16 protein-coding genes are annotated in these 15,542 nt (G+C 54.9%); 4 read left to right on the top strand and 12 right to left on the bottom strand.

Annotated features, from left to right (window positions below; all coding sequences use genetic code 11):
* Positions 1-8 precede the first annotated feature (8 nt).
* On the top strand, positions 9-998 hold the full coding sequence (locus EU557_RS12445; RefSeq protein WP_135530774.1) for an acyl-ACP desaturase: 990 nt from the start codon (positions 9-11) through the stop codon (positions 996-998).
* Between the two features lie 80 nt (positions 999-1,078).
* Here EU557_RS12445 and EU557_RS12440 read toward each other — a convergent pair whose 3' ends face one another.
* From EU557_RS12440 to EU557_RS12430, 3 genes are all read right to left on the bottom strand, one after another.
* A complete protein-coding gene (locus tag EU557_RS12440) occupies positions 1,079-1,714 on the bottom strand; it encodes a hypothetical protein (RefSeq protein ID WP_135530773.1) in 636 nt (211 codons plus the stop codon).
* Between the two features lie 303 nt (positions 1,715-2,017).
* Positions 2,018-2,662 (bottom strand): hypothetical protein, encoded by a 645-nt coding sequence (locus EU557_RS12435; RefSeq protein ID WP_135530772.1) that lies wholly within the window; start codon positions 2,660-2,662, stop codon positions 2,018-2,020.
* 279 nt (positions 2,663-2,941) lie between these two features.
* Positions 2,942-3,223: a DUF427 domain-containing protein gene (locus EU557_RS12430; RefSeq protein WP_135530771.1), complete on the bottom strand. Its 282-nt coding sequence runs from the start codon at positions 3,221-3,223 to the stop codon at positions 2,942-2,944.
* Between the two features lie 152 nt (positions 3,224-3,375).
* Between EU557_RS12430 and EU557_RS12425 the strand changes: the two genes are divergently transcribed.
* The gene (locus EU557_RS12425; RefSeq protein ID WP_135530770.1) at positions 3,376-4,482 is read left to right on the top strand and encodes a vWA domain-containing protein; all 1,107 of its coding nucleotides are present in this window, start codon (positions 3,376-3,378) and stop codon (positions 4,480-4,482) included.
* A gap of 97 nt (positions 4,483-4,579) precedes the next feature.
* Here the strand turns inward: EU557_RS12425 and EU557_RS12420 are convergent, their stop codons facing one another.
* The gene (locus EU557_RS12420; protein ID WP_167855187.1) at positions 4,580-5,512 is read right to left on the bottom strand and encodes a c-type cytochrome; all 933 of its coding nucleotides are present in this window, start codon (positions 5,510-5,512) and stop codon (positions 4,580-4,582) included.
* A gap of 258 nt (positions 5,513-5,770) precedes the next feature.
* Here EU557_RS12420 and EU557_RS12415 point away from each other — a divergent pair, with 258 nt between their 5' ends.
* Positions 5,771-7,300: a sigma 54-interacting transcriptional regulator gene (locus EU557_RS12415; protein WP_135530768.1), complete on the top strand. Its 1,530-nt coding sequence runs from the start codon at positions 5,771-5,773 to the stop codon at positions 7,298-7,300.
* Between the two features lie 145 nt (positions 7,301-7,445).
* On the opposite strand, the gene EU557_RS12410 is transcribed toward EU557_RS12415, so the two are convergent.
* Complete coding sequence (locus EU557_RS12410) at positions 7,446-7,907, bottom strand: peptidylprolyl isomerase (protein ID WP_135530767.1); 462 nt, start codon at positions 7,905-7,907, stop codon at positions 7,446-7,448.
* Between the two features lie 193 nt (positions 7,908-8,100).
* On the opposite strand from EU557_RS12410, the gene EU557_RS12405 reads away from it, so the two are divergent.
* Complete coding sequence (locus EU557_RS12405) at positions 8,101-8,736, top strand: fasciclin domain-containing protein (protein ID WP_135530766.1); 636 nt, start codon at positions 8,101-8,103, stop codon at positions 8,734-8,736.
* Between the two features lie 148 nt (positions 8,737-8,884).
* Here EU557_RS12405 and EU557_RS12400 read toward each other — a convergent pair whose 3' ends face one another.
* From EU557_RS12400 to EU557_RS12370, 7 genes are all read right to left on the bottom strand, one after another.
* The gene (locus EU557_RS12400; protein ID WP_135530765.1) at positions 8,885-9,769 is read right to left on the bottom strand and encodes an NAD(P)-dependent oxidoreductase; all 885 of its coding nucleotides are present in this window, start codon (positions 9,767-9,769) and stop codon (positions 8,885-8,887) included.
* 155 nt (positions 9,770-9,924) lie between these two features.
* The gene (gene rsgA / locus EU557_RS12395) at positions 9,925-10,851 is read right to left on the bottom strand and encodes a ribosome small subunit-dependent GTPase A (RefSeq protein WP_135530764.1); all 927 of its coding nucleotides are present in this window, start codon (positions 10,849-10,851) and stop codon (positions 9,925-9,927) included.
* A 122-nt stretch (positions 10,852-10,973) separates the two neighbouring features.
* On the bottom strand, positions 10,974-12,224 hold the full coding sequence (locus EU557_RS12390; protein ID WP_135530763.1) for a 3-deoxy-D-manno-octulosonic acid transferase: 1,251 nt from the start codon (positions 12,222-12,224) through the stop codon (positions 10,974-10,976).
* Positions 12,225-12,227: 3 nt separating this feature from the next.
* Positions 12,228-12,716 carry a GNAT family N-acetyltransferase gene (locus EU557_RS12385; protein ID WP_135530762.1) on the bottom strand — a complete coding sequence of 163 codons (489 nt, stop codon included), beginning with the start codon at positions 12,714-12,716 and terminating at the stop codon, positions 12,228-12,230.
* A 129-nt stretch (positions 12,717-12,845) separates the two neighbouring features.
* Complete coding sequence (locus tag EU557_RS12380; RefSeq protein WP_135530761.1) at positions 12,846-13,484, bottom strand: peroxiredoxin; 639 nt, start codon at positions 13,482-13,484, stop codon at positions 12,846-12,848.
* Between the two features lie 96 nt (positions 13,485-13,580).
* Positions 13,581-14,042: a Fur family transcriptional regulator gene (locus EU557_RS12375; protein ID WP_167855186.1), complete on the bottom strand. Its 462-nt coding sequence runs from the start codon at positions 14,040-14,042 to the stop codon at positions 13,581-13,583.
* A gap of 155 nt (positions 14,043-14,197) precedes the next feature.
* Positions 14,198-15,478 carry an aspartate kinase gene (locus EU557_RS12370; protein ID WP_135530759.1) on the bottom strand — a complete coding sequence of 427 codons (1,281 nt, stop codon included), beginning with the start codon at positions 15,476-15,478 and terminating at the stop codon, positions 14,198-14,200.
* Positions 15,479-15,542 lie beyond the last annotated feature (64 nt).

The raw sequence follows: 15,542 nt of genomic DNA, 5'->3' as shown, positions 1-15,542 counted from the left end.
TCACCACCATGATTGCAACTGTCAGCTCCCGCTCGGAAGTACTGCAGCACCTCGAATCTTTTCTGAAAGAAAACATGAGTTCCTTTCTCAGAAGCGTTGAGGACAGCTGGCAGCCCACCGATTTTCTGCCCAACTCCAGCCTCGATAACTTCTTTGACGAAGTAAAGCTCTTGCGCGAGCGGGCCAAAGAACTTAGCTACGACCTGCTGGCCGTGCTCATCGGCGATACTATTACGGAGGAAGCCCTGCCGAACTACGAAGCATGGTTTCACCAACTAGATGATCTGAAGCGTGATCATAACAACGGCTGGGCTCAGTGGATTCGGGGCTGGACCGCCGAGGAAAACCGCCACGGTGACTTGCTCAACCGCTACCTCTACCTTTCGGGCCGCGTAAACATGCGCGAGTTTGAGGCTAGCACCCAGCACCTCATTGCTGACGGCTTCGATCTGGGTACGGCCCACGATCCGTATCGTGCGTTCGTGTACACCAGCTATCAGGAAACAGCTACTAATATCTCGCACCGCCGCGTAGGCCAGCTGGCCCGCAAAGCCGGCGACGAGCAGCTGTCCAAGATCTGTGGTATGATTGCCGGCGACGAAACGCGCCACGCCCGCGTCTATAAGACCTTCGTGGAGAAGATTTTCGAGGTTGACCCCTCCGAAATGATGCTCGCCTTCGAGGATATGATGCGCAAAAAGATTGTAATGCCCGCCCACTACATGCGGGAGCTAGGTGTGGAAATGGGCAAAACCTTTGGCCACTTCACCGACGCTGCCCAGCGTATTGGTGTGTATACCAGCCAAGACTACACTGATATTCTGGAAACGCTGATTCAGGACTGGAAAATTGAACAGATGACCGGCCTCAACGGCGCAGCAGAGAAAGCCCGCGACTACGTGATGGCCTTGCCCAACCGCTTGCGCCGCGTTGCTGACCGCATGCCCGTACCCAAGCTGGAGTACAAGTTCAAGTGGATCGATGAAATCGGCCGCTAGGCCAGTCTCTACATCAGAATTAAACAAAAAGCCCCCGCAACCTTAGTTGCGGGGGCTTTTTAGTTAACAGGTTAGTACGCTTAGCGCTGGCCGTCCATTGACTGACCCATAATCAGCTTGCCAGAGGCATCGAGAGTGTACTCAATGCTACGGCTGCTGGCAGCAGGAGCGGTACCATCAGTGGCAGCAGTAGCAGTGGTTACCGGGAACGTGCGAACGAGCTTGTTTCCACTGATCTGATAGGTGTCTTGGCCAGAGTAGCCGGTGCCTGCGTTGCCGCTAGGCGTGCTAGGAGCAGTGATGGGGGTGTAGCCCCGCTCCCCAAACTCATAGGCGTACAGGCCGCCGTTGGCCTTCTTGTTGTCCGTGAAAATATACAACTCAGGTTTGCCATTGCCGTTCAGGTCACCAGAAGCCACGTTCGTTACTGCGCCGTTGATGTCAAGGCGCAGTGGGTCAATGGTTTGGGCAGTGCCACGGTAGGAGCGGATGCTAGCTACACGTTGCTCCTGCGAGCCATAGGTCTTAACCGTAAAGCGGTAGTTCCCCTGCGTAACTTCGCGGTCGAAGCTCACATCAGAAGCTTCAACCGTAGGAGTCGTTGAGGCAGAGTCGTCGGAGCTTTCGCTGGCTACCGGGCGAGCTGAGTCGCAGGCAGTTAAGGCCGCGCTCAAACCGGAAGCGAGTAAGAGAAGGGAGAAGGAAGAGGTACGCATAATGGTGAATGGGTTAGGAGAGGCCAAAAGTCAGCTGGTGCGTCACCAAGCAGAACAGTAGTCCAGGGAGAGACTAAGAAAGTAAACGAGAGTGAAAGAAATCAGTTGTATTTTTCCTTTTAACTATAGTTTGCCAAAGCTATTTATATAAGTCAATATTAATATAATAAATAGGGACAAATTATGCCAGCGGGGAAATCTTTCTATCTAAGAGTAAAGGCGCTACAAAAATTGGGTGCTTCAAGTGTCTAAGTTTAGTGCTACTCTAGAGAGGACAGTAGGAATTTGATTAGCAAGGCGGAGCTATTTAGCGCGGCTCTGCTCCACTTTCCCCTGCCGCCACCCAGCAGTGCCGTTAGCTAGGGTATAGCGCACCGTCCGTTGGCCGCCAGTGGGGCAGCAGTTCGCATCAGCAGGGGCATAGACCGGAAACGTGCGCACAATTTCCTGGCCTAGCACCTGAAACGTATCATGGCCTTGGTAGCCCTGGCTGGCTGACCCCGTTAATTCAGGTAAGACGGGCAGGCGCTGTAACGTCTGGCCATTGGGCACGTAGCCATATAGTTGGCCGTAGGAGCCACTACCGGCGCTTTGCACAAAAACCAAGAGGTTAGATGGGGCAGTACTAGAAGCAGCCGGCAAGAGCGAAGCTTGCTGCACCTCGCCATCTAGCGTGTCTCGCACAGCGGCCAGCTCCCGGCCATTTTGGCGTACGGCTACAGTTAGCATCCGCATACTGCCCTCCCCAGTCGTCCGCACGCGGTATTGGGTAGTACCCTGGGTAAGGTCGCGGCGGTAGCTCGTAACCGTATCTACCCCTTGGGCTTCTGAAGGCATGGCCGTGGGAGCACCCGGTGTGGTAGCCGTCTCGCGAGTAGTATCGCAACTGGTAAGGGACAAGCCAGCAGCAGTAGCCAACAGGCCTAGTAAACGTAATGAAAACTTCATGTAGGAAAGAGAAAGAGAGCTTTCTATACGTAGGCCACTGTTCCGCTGTTAGCCTTATTTCTGCGTTTCGCCCTGAAAAATTCTACCTCCCTGTTGTGCCTCTTGAAGCGGGCAAATGCATAAGATGCGTTAAGCTTTATGTCAGCAAACCCCTCAATAAGAATGCAGCCTGTGCTGTGGCGCTTGTAACAAACACTGGGCCTCTGCTAACTATCTGCCCATGCTCCTATAGGCATATAAAAGAGAAAGGCTGGTTGAGGCCAGCCTTTCTGTAGAGAGCTACTTTTCTACTTTAACGCCTTTCCAGAAGGCTACGCGGCCCTCAATTTGCTGGGCAGCCTCCTTAGGTTCCGGATAGTACCAGGCGGCATCTTTGTTAAGCTCTCCATTGACACGCAGGGAGTAGTAGCTGGCGCGACCCTTCCATGGGCAGGTTGTATGGGCAATGCTGTCCTCAAAAAACTCTCGCTTGATGGAGTCGGCGGGGAAATAGTGGTTGTTTTCAACTACTACGGTGTCGTCGCTTTCGGCCACAACGGTGTTATTCCAGATAGCTTTCATGGGGTGTGGTGGGGTATGGAGGGAACTTGGTAACTTGAGAAATTGGCTTCTAGGCCAGTAACGCACCCCGCAAAACTCAACGGGAGCAATCCGGCACACAAAACGAACATTGCTGCCCGTGCAGTTGTTCTGATTTCTCACTCCCCCTTCATATGGCAGCAGGCTTTCGTTTCCGGGACTTCGTGCCCGAGGAGTCAACCGAGAAAGGTTTTGACTCCCTTTTCAAGATATTCATGCAGCTCATTACTATCACCAGCGGTGATGTAGGAGAGGCACTTTCCTGGCTTAATGAGCTCGATAAACAGTACGGCCTGACCGATGACGGTTACGGCATGGGCGACTTCATTGAGGACCTCAAGAAGAAGGGATACATTGATGAAGACCCGCAGGAGCAGGGGGCCTTTAACATCACTGCCAAAAGCGAACAAACCATCCGCAAGAGCGCGCTGGAAGAAATCTTTGGTAAGCTGAAGAAATCGGGGCAGGGTAACCACCGCACGCCCCACACCGGCCAGGGCGACGAGCAGAGCACCGACATGCGGGAGTTCCGCTTCGGCGACTCGCTCGACCAGATTTCCATGACGGAGTCTATCCGCAATGCTCAGCTCAACCACGGCCTCGGCTCCGGCGACTTCATGCTGACCGAGGGCGACCTAGAGGTGCGCGAGAACGAGCATAAGTCGCAGACCAGCACGGTGCTGATGATTGACATCTCGCACTCCATGATTCTGTACGGCGAAGACCGTATCACGCCCGCCAAGAAAGTGGCAATGGCCCTAGCTGAGCTAGTAAAGCAGAAGTACCCCAAGGATTTCCTCGACGTTATCGTGTTCGGTAATGATGCCTGGCAGATTGAGGTGAAGGAGTTGCCTTACCTGCAAGTGGGCCCCTACCACACCAACACGGTAGCTGGCCTAGAGCTGGCTCTGGATCTGCTGCGTAAGCGCAAAACGCCCAACAAGCAGATTTTCATGATTACTGATGGCAAGCCAACTTGTCTGAAGGAAGGCAACGGCTACTATAAGAATGCCTTTGGCCTCGACCGGAAAGTCGTTAACAAAACCCTGAACCTGGCCGCGGCCGCGCGTCGTCTAAAGGTGCCCATCACCACCTTCATGATTGCCTCCGATCCGTACCTGCAGCAGTTTGTGCAAGAGTTTACAGAGGTGAATCAGGGAAAGGCCTACTACAGCTCCCTCAAAGGGCTAGGCCACCTGATCTTCGAGGACTACAAGCGCAACCGTCGCAAGTCGGTGTAAACGGCCGGTAAGCCACTGCCCCGTAACAACGGCGGCCCGGATGTTGCATCCGGGCCGTCGTTTTCATTGAAGACCTACTCGCTAGGTGTACAGTAAGCTAGCGTAGCGCAATGGCAGGCTTATCTTCTGGCGTAGCATTTTGGATTTTAGGCACCGATTGCAAATAGATAAACAGTGCATGCACTTCCTCATCCGTCAGGGCTGAGTATTTGGGCATGGGGTAAGCAAGAGGCGAGTTAGGCGAGAGGCCATACTTCACACTCTTGGCAAATTGCTCCTCCGTCCAGTCACCAATGCCGGTTTCGGAGTCGCCGGTGATGTTGCGCGTCACCACTTCTTGTTGCTGCGTATTCAGAAGACGGTTGCCGCCACCCATATACCCCTTCGACTTTTCGGGCTCAAGGGCATTGTTAGTTTTGAAGTCGGCGCTATGGCAATCGTAGCATTTATAGCGTCCCACCACCAGGTAGCGCCCGTAGGCCAGTGCGTCAGTGGGAGCGGGAGCTACCACCGCTGCCGTTGGCAGGGGCGTGGGCTTCATCACCGTATTGGTAAGCGCCTTAAGCAGAAAGGAAGGTGCTTGCTGAGGCGTAGGAGTAGGGTCTGGCTTTACCATAGCGTTATCTGAGTGAAGAAACGCAACAATGCTGCTCACATCCTCATCCGACATTTGGCTGAAGCTAGGCATGATGACCCGGTATCGCCCATCGCGCCCAATGCCTGTGCGGAGCAGGGTTACCAACTCGGCATCCGACCATTTGCCTATGCCGTAGTTGGGGTCCTGAGTGATGTTGGCGGAATAAACCTGCCCAAAGTCCGGAGTTAGATCCAGTAGTTGATGGCCGGAAAGCGAGTTAGTTGCACGGTTAAGATGGCAATCGGCGCAGGAGGCCAGTACTAGCTTCTCGCCCAGCTCTACCCGCGTAGGAGTGCTGGCTACGGTCTGAGGCGTTAGCGTCGGCACAGTATAGTTTGGGATTCCTCGGGCCTGCACGAACACCACAAACCCAATCAAGAGGACTATCACCACAGATGCAAGGATACCAACAATTTTCAAAGCCCTTTTCATATAGCACTTGTTTAAGGCGTTGTATAAATAAAAATATATAAATTATAATATAAAAAAGAAGTCAATGGAAAAAAGGCATATACAATTGGTTGTTGAGGGCTACATTTTCTGCGGCCGAACCATTGGCCCTACTTGCTAGTTATACTACCAATCCGGCCTTCTGACGCCGACTGCTACTAGTCGGGCTCACGTAGACAAGCTGGTAACTCACTCCCCCGTATGACCCAACCCGACATCCGCACCCTTGGTGCCCTGAAAAAATCTGGCTATCAGCCACGCTCCGTGAAGCAGGAATTGCGCGATAACCTTATCGCCAAGCTGCGCAGCAAAGAAGACGTGTTTCCGGGCATTTTTGGTTACGAAGAAACCGTAATTCCGGAGCTCCAGCGCGCTATTCTGGCCGGCCACCACATTAACCTCCTCGGTCTGCGCGGTCAGGCCAAAACTCGTATTGCCCGACTGCTGATCGGCCTACTTGATGAGTACGTGCCCGTGGTAGAGGGCTCGGAACTGAACGATGACCCCCTGCAGCCGCTGTCGGTATTTGCGAAAAACCTGATTGCTGAGCACGGCGACAATACGCCCGTAGCTTGGCTGCACCGCGACGACCGCTACACTGAGAAGCTGGCTACCCCCGACGTATCGGTAGCCGACCTTATCGGCGACGCCGACCCTATTAAAGCCGCCACGCTGAAGCTGCCGTATTCTGATGAGCGTGTGATTCACTTCGGCCTGATTCCGCGGGCACACCGGGGCATTTTCGTAATCAACGAGCTGCCCGACCTGCAGGCCCGCATCCAGGTGTCGCTGTTCAATATTCTGCAGGAAGGCGACATTCAGATTCGGGGCTTTAAGGTGCGCCTGCCGCTAGATCTTCAGTTTGTGTTCACGGCTAACCCCGAGGACTACACCAACCGCGGCTCTATCGTAACCCCGCTTAAAGACCGCATCGACGCCCAAATCATCACGCACTATCCCAAGTCGATTGAAATCGGCAAGCGCATTACCAAGCAGGAAGCCCGCATTAAAGAGGAGCAGAAAGGCTTGGTGACTACCAACGAGATTGTGCACGATTTGGTAGAGCAGGTGGCCATTGAGGCGCGCGGCTCAGAGTTCGTAGACGCCAAGAGTGGTGTATCAGCTCGTCTGACCATTTCGGCCTACGAGCAGGTAGTGGCTGGCGCCGAGCGCCGGGCCCTCATCAATGGTGAAGCAAAAACCTATGTGCGCGTAGCTGATTTCGTTTCGGCAGTGCCCGCCATTACGGGTAAAGTGGAGCTGGTGTATGAAGGCGAGCAGGAAGGAGCCGGCATTGTGGCGGAGAAGCTAATGGGCAAAGCTCTGCGGACACTGTTCCTCAACTACTTCCCCGACCCCGACAAAGCCAAGAAACTGAAAGGCCGCCCCAGCCCCTACAAAACGGTGCAGGAGTGGTTCGGCAGTGGCCATACCGTAGACATCTTGCATGATGCCTCCGACAAGGATTACCACGCCGCCCTCGATCAGGTACCCGGCCTCCGCGATATAGTGAAGGAGCTGCACCCCAACGAGGACAAGGAAACCACCTACTTCCTAATGGAATTCCTGCTGCACGGCCTCTCCGAGTACAGCCTGATTTCGCGTAACCGCCTCACGGCCGGTGCGCAGTTCAAGGACCTTCTCTCATCAATGTTCACCATGCCTAGCTTTGGTGAGGATGATGACGACGAGGACGAAGACGAAAAGCCCCAGCGCGGCCGTCGTCGGTAAGTATCACTTGCCTGTCATTCCGAGCAGAGCAAGAAATCTGATACCTGGCCTAAATGCCAACTCAGATTTCTCACTTCGTCCGGAATAACAAAAAAGCCCCGCGTACCAACAGGTACGCGGGGCTTTTTTGTTATTGCAGGCTGGCCTAGGCCTGCTCGCTTACCACGATTTTCTCGATGGTATCGTTCTGCTTGATCTGGTCGATGATGTCCAGGCCTTCTACCACTTTACCGAACACAGTGTGGTTACGGTCGAGGTGGGCGGTGTTCTGACGGTCGTGCACGATGAAGAACTGTGAGCCGCCCGTGTTACGGCCGGCGTGCGCCATGCTCAGGGCGCCGCGCTCATGGTACTGATGGTCGCCGGTCAGCTCGCAGTCAATCTTGTAGCCGGGGCCGCCGGTGCCAGGCATGCCTTTCGCGCCCTCACGCGTGTTGGGGCAGCCGCCCTGAATCACGAAGTTGGGGATAACGCGGTGAAACTTCAGGCCGTCGTAGAAGCCTTTCTGAGCCAGATCGGTGAAGTTTTTCACGGTGTTCGGAGCATCCTGCTCATAGAACTCCACTTTCATTACACCTTTATTGGTGTGGATTTCGGCAGTTTTCATGGATGGTAGAAATGTTGGGTGATGTGCGTATACGCAAGCACGGCCGATGCCGGTGCATAAGGGGCGCAAATGTAGCCAATTTAGGCGCCCTCAAACATCCGAGTTATGGGCGAGTTGCGTAAGCATCTCCTGAAGCTTGGCTTCCGGTAAAACTATCCTTTCTCTCCCTTACCAAACCCTGTTCTACCTTCTTATGAAGAAGACTCTGCGTATCACCACGCTAGCCTTACTATCGGCTGGTACTGTTTCCTTCGGCCTCATTAGCTGCGGCGAAAATAAGTCGGCTGAAGAAACTACTGCTGCCACTGAAACTACCACCGAAACTACCGTTGATTCCACAGCTATGCTTTCCGACTCGGCTCGGATGGGCAAGAAAGAAGGCGTAATGGTAGACGGCGTGGCCATGACGCCCGACCGCACAATTGTGCAGAATGCAGTGCAGGCCAAGAGCGTAACTACCCTGGTGAAAGCCGTGCAGGCTGCCGGCCTTGATGGTACGCTTAGCGGTACGGGCCCATTTACGGTTTTTGCGCCCACCAACGCTGCCTTCGACAAGCTGCCCAAAGGCGCACTGGCTGGTTTGATGAAGCCCGAGAGCAAGGAGAAGCTTAAAGGCGTGCTCACCTACCACGTAATTGCCGGCCGCTTGCTGGCTCAGGACCTGAAAGATGGCCAAGAGCTGACGACCGTGAACGGTGAGAAAATTAAGGTGTCGGTGAAAAATGGCAAAGTGATGATCAACAACGCCAATGTGGAAACTCCCGATGTGATTTCCAGCAACGGCGTTACTCACCTAATTGATAATGTTTTGCTGCCGGAAGGCAAATAGCTCCCCTAAGATTTCCTGATTGGTTAGAAAGGCCCGGCTGCTTCAGCCGGGCTTTTTTGTGGTAGGAAAGCAGCTGGTTAAAGAAGGTAGCCGAGTTCTGCGAAGGGCTGAAGTGGAACAACTCGCAGAACTCGGCTACCTGACTGGCCTAGAGGCCGGCGTTTTCGGCGGCGCGCTCCGCGAAGCCGGCCCAGTCTACCTGCTCATTCTTAGCTACAGTAGTGGAGAGGTTGTCGTGAATGATGTTGGCGAAGGGCATCGGGGCCGTCTGGGCGCGTGACTCATCCAGCACCAGGCGCAGATCTTTGCGGATGATGGCCGGCGGAGCGCCCACCGGCTGGTAGTGGCGCTCGGCCACCAGCTTGCCGTAGCTTTTGTAGATGGGCGTGTTGAAGATGGTGCTGGTGAAAAACTCATACACCTGCTGCCGATCTAGGCCACTCTTCTGGGCCAGCGTAAAGGCTTCGGCCATGGCCTCAATGGCAGCACCCAGCATGAAGTTGCCGCAAAGTTTTACCACACTCGCCGCGCCGGGGTCGTCGCCGAAATCGTGCACGCCCTGGCCTAGCGCCTCCAGCAACGGCCGCACCTTCTCGCGGGCCGAAGCATCGGCACCGGCGGAGGCCAGCCACAGCTTGCCCGCTGCCGCCACATCAGGCTTGCCGAACACGGGCGTAGCAATGAGGTGGCTGCCGTGGGCGGCGTGCTCCTCGGCCAGACGGCGGTTGGTGCCGGGCGCTACGGTGCTGCAGGAGGCGTGAATGGCGCCGGCCTTCATGGCAGGCAAGATGCCATCAGTGCCCAAGCATATTTCCTGAAGGGCAGCATCGTCGGTGACCATGGTAAACACGAAATCAGCATCCTGTACGGCCTCAGCTGGCGTGGCAGCTACTTTGGCACCTTGCGCCTTAAGTTCGTCGGCTTTGCTGGCAGTGCGGTTGTAAACGGTAAGCTGATGACCGGCCTTCAGCAAGTTGGTGGCCATAGCCAGCCCCATGCTTCCCAGGCCCAAAAAGGCAACGGTGTGCGACATTGGTAATGAAGTGATGACAAGTGAAAATGTAACTGCTGCTTGGAACAGGCCTAGGTGGCGGGCTAAGCCCCTACGTTGTATACGCTGCCACGAGGCCTAGGTCCTGCAACAAAGCCTAATTAACCAGTCAGCCCACGTTCTGTTCACCCGCAAGTCTAATGGCGGTTATCGTCGCCTTCCAGCATGCTCACGTAGCTGTCGTAGCGGGGGAGGGCAATTTTGCCTTTGTCCACGGCTTCGCGCACGGCGCAGCCCGGCTCGTGAATGTGCTGGCAGTTATGGTAGCGGCACTGGTTGAGCAGGGCCCGCATCTCGGGGAAGTAATGCGCCAGCTCGCCCTTCTTAACGTCTACTAGCCCTAGTTCCTTAATGCCGGGTGTATCGATGAGGTAGGTGCCTGGCCGCACTTCCAGCATCTCGGCGAAGGTGGTGGTGTGCACGCCTTTATCGGAGAACTGGCTTATCTCGGCCGTTTTTAGATCGAGGTCAGGGACTAAGGCATTAATAAGGGTACTTTTTCCTACGCCGGAGTGGCCCGAGAGTAGGCTTACCTTATTGTCCAGAAGCGCATCAATGTCACTAACACCTTCGCCGGTATGTGCTGAGCTGCGCAGACTGGGGTAGCCCACACGCTTGTACATCTTGGCTATTTGCTCCTGGTAATCCAGCAAATCTTCATCGTAGATATCAGTCTTGTTAAAGAGAAGTGTGACGGGGATGTGGTAGGCCTCTGCTGTCACCAAAAACCGGTCAATAAACCCAAAAGACGTGGCCGGCGAAGCCAGCGTGACTACTAGCAGGGCCTGATCGAGATTGGCGGCTACAATGTGGGCATGCTCGCTCTTATGCACGGAGCGTCGGATGATGTAGTTACGGCGCGGTTCGATGTGGTGAATTACACCGGCACCTTCCGTTTGCTCCTCCACAGTAAAATCTACCTGGTCGCCAACGGCCAAGGGGTTGCTTACTTTGAGACCCTTGTTTTTGAACTTGCCACGCAGGCGGCAGCGGTGCAGCTGCCCCGTGGCAAGTTCGCGCACTACATACCACGAGCCCGTGGATTTAACAACAATACCCGTCATAGGGGAATGGTGAAAGGTGAAGTTGGGAGAGGTAAAGTAGTTAAATGGTGAAGTAGGAATTCTACATCCTAGTGGCCTAGGCGGTACTGGCAACGCCCGGGGGCAACAGGCTCAGCGCGGCATTATTTCACTACTTTACCTTCTATCCAGCGCATAATTCGTTCGGTAGCACCGCTGCTCTGGTGTACGTATTCGAGGCTGTCATCCAGGACACGTAGCCGAGCCGCCTCATCATGGTAGAGATACGCAAAGCTGCGGAGTAAGTCGTTGGGCTGCTGAATGGGAAATGCGCAGTTCAGCGCCACCAGATCCTTGGCCTCCTGAAACTTGCCATACGTAGGGCCAAAGAAAAGAGGCAGCCCAAAAGCCGCCGCTTCCAGCGTATTATGCAAGCCCTTGCCAAACGCCCCACCAATGTAGGCATACTGCCCAAAGCGGTAAAGCTGGCTCAGCAGCCCCACGTTGTCCATGAGCAGGACGCGCGACTGGCCTACAGTGGCTGCATCAGCCTGGGAGTATCGTACCACTTGCCCCGGCAGCGCCTGCTCCACTAACCGCAGATTGGTTTCGCTGATTTCGTGGGGTGCCACAATGAAGCGGAGCTGCTGCTGGTATTGCTGCAGCAGGGGCGTGAGAGCGGGAAGGTCTTCGGGCCAGCTACTCCCGATGATAAACACCGGCGCCCGGTCTTGCACAAACGCTTCCACCAGCGGTAGGGAGCGTGGTGGAGCCGCCGCGGTACGTACCACCGTGTCGAAGCGAGTGTCGCCAGCCTTGCTGGCTTGCGTTAGGCCAGCCTCGCGCAGTAATCTTACTGACTCATCATTCTGGGTGAAAATATGGGTGAACCGCCCTAGTATGCGCCGGAAAAAGCCTCCCCAAGGACGGAAGAAGCTTTGCTCTGGCCGGAAGATGGCCGACACGCTGATGGTTGGAATCTGGCGGCGGTGCAGCTCCGTGAGGAAGTAATACCAGAACTCATATTTTACAAACACGGCCAACCGGGGCCGCACGGCATCCAGAAAGGCCCGGGCATTTGCAGCCGTATCGAGGGGCAGGTAAAACACGTAGGCCGCGCCGGGCCAATTCTGACGTACCTCGTAGCCTGAAGGCGAGAAAAACGTCAGCACAATCTTATGTTGAGGATATTGAGCGGCGTAGGCTTCCATCAAGGGGCGGCCTTGCTCAAACTCACCTAATGAAGCGCAATGGAACCAGGCTAGCGGTGCCGTTTCATGGAGTAGAGCGGCCTGAATGCGAGGTAACAGGCCTTGCCTACCTTCCACCCAACGCGCCGCTTTGGGCACGAAAGAAGCCACTAACTGCAGCAGCATGGCGTAGAGGCGCAGACCAAAAGAATACAGAAAAAGCAAGGGTTAAAGCTGAGTATCTGAGTGAAGAACAGTAAGGAGTTTCACCATTCGAAAGTTGGGAACTTCTACCCCGCGAATTACTGGCTGCTGCTGCCCTTCTACTTCAAACCCGTAATGCGCAAAGAACGGGCGGGCGGTGCGGCTCGCATCGGTATGAACGGTGGGCAGGCCTAGCAGAGTGGCTTGTTGCAGCAGGGCGTGCAACAGCAGCTTTGCTATTCCTTGGCGCTGGTGCTGAGCACTGACGAAGAGAAAATCGAGGTAGCCATCGGGGCGCAGAGAGGCGAAGCCCGCAAGGCCAGTGGGCGCTTCGGCTACCAGAAAATGCTGGGCTTCTACCTTGGCTTGCCACCCCGCCGTATTCTGCCACCCACCCCGCCACGCCTCCACCTGATCGGGGGAGTAGTCGGCGGAGTTGATCTGGGTGATGGTATCGTAGAACAACTGCCCGATGTGCGGAATATCAGCCAAGGTGGCCCGGCGAAGGATCATGGTGCAAAAGTACGCGGTTCTGCTCCCGCACTAGCAACTTCATAAAAAAAGCCCCAGCCGTAACGGCTGGGGCTTTTTACAATTTAAGTACTGGCCTAGGTGCCGGTAGCGGGCCACTAGTGCAAGTGCTTAGTGGGCAGCTTGCTTGCCGAGGTAGTTAGCGACACCTTCACGGGTGGCCGACATAGCTTCTTTGCCTTCCTCCCAGTTAGCGGGGCACACCTCGCCGTTCTTCTCGAAGTACTGCAGAGCATCCACCATGCGCATAGCCTCATCGATGCTACGGCCCAGCGGACCATCGTTTACCACTTGGTGACGCACGATGCCGTCTTTGTCGATCAAGAACAGGCCACGGTAGGCCAGGGGCGAACCTACGAAGATCATCTCACCGGCTTCGTTGTAGTCGAAGTGACCACCCAGCACGTCGTAGTTAGCAGCAATAGTTTTGGTAGCGTCGGCTACCAAGGGATACGTTACACCTTCGATGCCGCCATTGTCGCGCGCAGTCTGCAACCAGGCAAAGTGCGAGAAGTGCGTGTCGGTAGAGCAGCCTACAATGGCTACGCCTTTAGCCTCGAAGTCAGCCAGACGCTCCTGGAAAGCAATGATTTCCGTGGGGCACACAAACGTGAAGTCGGCGGGGTAGAAGTAGAAAATAACGTGCTTCTTGCCCAGGTAGCGGTCGAGAGAGAAGTCCTCCTCAAATTCGCCGTCGATAACAGCAGTAGCTTTGAAAGAAGGAGCGCGTTTGCCAACAAGAACTGACATGAGTCTGAAAAATTAAAATGAAAAGTAAGTCTGTTTAGGGTTGCGTAATGCGCCTGTAAGTCAGGGTTATACGCTCAGTCTTTAAGGATGGCCGAATTAGTTTTTGCCTTTCACACCAGTAACGTGCAGGGAGAAGGAGTGAGGCTGAAAGTTTTTCAGGCCCCGGGCAGCAAAAAATTCACGAATCAAGAGGTCTAGCTGCGGGTCGCAGTAGTCAATAATCTCCTGGGTATCGGTACAGAACAGGTGGTGATGCTCAGAGCAGTCGGCATCATACCGGCGAGAAGCTCCCTCAGCAGATGCCACGCGGCGCGTGAGCCCAGCGGCCACAAAGGAATCCAACGCTTTATAGACGGTACCCAACGAAACGGTAGGCTCTTGCTCCACCACCCGTCGATGAACTTGCTCCGCCGTAGGATGACCGGGCAGCATCAAGAGGCTTTCCAAAATAACCACCCGCTGGCGGGTAGCCCGTAGGCCTGCCTGCCCCAAACGGCCGCGTAAGTGACTCTGGGAAGGAGGAGTGGGGAGAGGAAAAGATTCGGACGAATGGCTCACCAGACAAGAATGATTCTCCGCAAAGATAAGCAGATGCACTCTTGCTGGGCAATGATTATGGCTTGATGCCTCTAAAAACGCAATTATGCTCAAGCCAGCCTACCTATCTGGTGCGGCCCCGCCGACTGGCTGAGTAGCTGGCCTACAGGATTCTATCAACGCAAATGCTCGTGAGAGTCGGACCGGCACACAAACTGAAAAGTTTGACGGGTGCGCTGTTCCAGCAGCAGCTGCCGGTCCTCGGTAAGGCGGCGAATGCTGGCGGCGTTATAGTTTTTAATTGTGTATAGGTCTAGGCCAGTGTTGTAGTGAATGGAAAACTGGTCGCGCAGCAGCCCCAGCAATTTGTCGAGCCGGAACGCCGAGAAATCAGTGCACACTGAGAAGCTGATGGCGGAGTTCTGCATTAAGTGAATTTTGAGTCGCACCTGGGCAAGTGCCCCAAATATCACTTCCAGGTTCTCTTCAGAAATAAACGTGAGATCCTTCGACTCAAAAGAGAGTAGGCACTGGTTAGTTTTGCGGATGTAAGCCGGAGCCAGCAGGCCGTGGCGGCAGTTATGAATCTTGGTGCCCTCGGCCGTAGGGTCCAGAAACGACTTCACCAGCAGCGGAATCTGGCGTACTGCTAAGGGTTTAATAGTTTTAGGGTGAATGACTGATGCACCGTAGTATGCCATTTCAATGGTCTCCTGGTAGCTCACTTCCGGATAGCGGACGGTATCGCGAAACACCTTGGGGTCAGCATTCAACAGGCCCGCCACGTCTTTCCAAATCACTACCGACGATGCATCCAGGCAGTAGGCCAGGATGGCAGCCGTGTAATCGGAGCCCTCGCGGCCGAGGGTAGTGGTGTGGCTGCTGGCCGTGCCACCCAAAAAACCCTGGGTAACTACGTGGCCTTGTTGCAACAACGCGGGTACCGTTGCGCGCAGGTTACGCTCTGTGGTAGGCCAGTCTAGACGTCCTTCCCTCCAGGTATGGTCGGTACGGAGCAAAGGGCGGCAATCAAGCCATTGAGCAACTAGTGCCAGAGCCACAATGCGGGTAGCTAGTAGCTCGCCAAAGCTCACTATTTGGTCGTATTGCTTGTCATAGTCGCCGGGCGTAAGGGTAGCCAACCGGTCGTGCAATTGCTCTAGCAGTTCATCAACTGGGTTATCAGCAGTGGCGTCTCCGGTGCGTAGTTCTTCCGCAACTGAGCGATGAAAATCAGCCAGCTGCGCAAAAGCAGCCTCATATTCTTGCCCATTGTAGGCCAGTTGGAAGATGTCCTCCAGCGCATTCGTAGTCTTGCCCATGGCCGACACTACTATTAGCAGGCTTTGGCCGGAGCTAGTGGTGGCTACGATTTGGCGCAGGTTACGAATTGCGGCGGCATCCTTCACTGATGCGCCCCCGAACTTATAAACGGTAAGAAGAGGCAATGTGTGCATGGCCCCAAATGTAGGACGAACCATACGAAACATGCCCTCTCAACGGGCTTTTTACCCCAGAAAG

This window comes from Hymenobacter wooponensis (genome assembly GCF_004745865.1).
GTDB classification, from domain to species: domain Bacteria; phylum Bacteroidota; class Bacteroidia; order Cytophagales; family Hymenobacteraceae; genus Hymenobacter; species Hymenobacter wooponensis.
The sequence above is the reverse complement of the archived record's forward strand: the minus strand, read 5'-3'. Positions and strand labels throughout refer to the sequence as shown.